The organism is Vibrio sp. 1288 (assembly GCF_033344475.1).
In genome coordinates, this window is sequence record NZ_JAWPOX010000221.1 from 1 (window position 1) to 934 (window position 934).

Genomic DNA, 934 nt, shown 5'->3' on the forward strand with positions numbered 1-934 from the left:
AATACGGTGTCGATGTTACGTTTTACGTTAATGGTTTTTGCTGCGCCTTTATCTAAGCTCAATAGCTCCCCTGCAGAGACTGAAGCTGGGAGTAATAGCGCCACTCCTAATGTGACTAATAGTATATTTTTATTGAACACCCTTAATTCCCTCTCAGCTGTCGAACGCCAAATCGATGCTCAATTAAATCGCTACTTTTCACAGATAAGTATTTATGAACCATCTTTGCAGGAACCAACGTAATAGCTCCGATCTTTTGTGCCATTTCAAGCTTAAGTACTTGTTTAACGGTCAACGCGATGATCAAGCCATAGTCTTCGTTTGACGAATCATCTTCAGACACATTCATCGCCTGTAAAACTAATGCCCCATCCATAATGACGTTGCTTGTTAAGCTATCGATATCGGAATAACCGCTTTCTAATAAATTCGATTGAGATGAGGTTGTAGCGACAAAGCTGACGCGGTCGCCAGGTTGTATTGGTAACGCCTCAACAATGCTACTGCCTTGAGAAAGGTAGTAATAAGGGACCTGATCTTTTTTAAGCGAAAGATACATGTAATCTTTTTCGCCTGGGTTAGAAACCAAGTTTGACGTTAGTTGAGTTCCTTCGGTGACATCTTTTGCCCATAGAGCGCCAGATTCAATCTTGATACTCGTATAAGGGGTATAAGAATGCTGTTTTGCTTCTGACTCTGAAAACTCACGAATATCAATTGCATCAATATTGACGGGATCAGCTTTGTTCACAGTTCGATTAACAAATGCGACTTGTACAAACACTTCATTTTCCACGACGGCCACAGGCTCTGGCTGGTCAAAGAAATCACTGACGTAAAAAAAGGCCAAAAACATAGTGATGGCAACAAATACAAAAATTAATGCTCTACTCATAGAATAAAAACCTTAAAAGAGAGGGTTTCCCCTCTCTCT

The 934-nt window shown here is 40.6% G+C and carries 1 protein-coding gene; it reads right to left on the minus strand.

The window, feature by feature from the left end:
• Window positions 1-142: 142 nt before the first annotated feature.
• Complete coding sequence (locus R8O11_RS25830) at window positions 143-895, minus strand: pilus assembly protein CpaB (protein WP_318194686.1); 753 nt, start codon at window positions 893-895, stop codon at window positions 143-145.
• Between the last annotated feature and the right edge of the window lie 39 nt (window positions 896-934).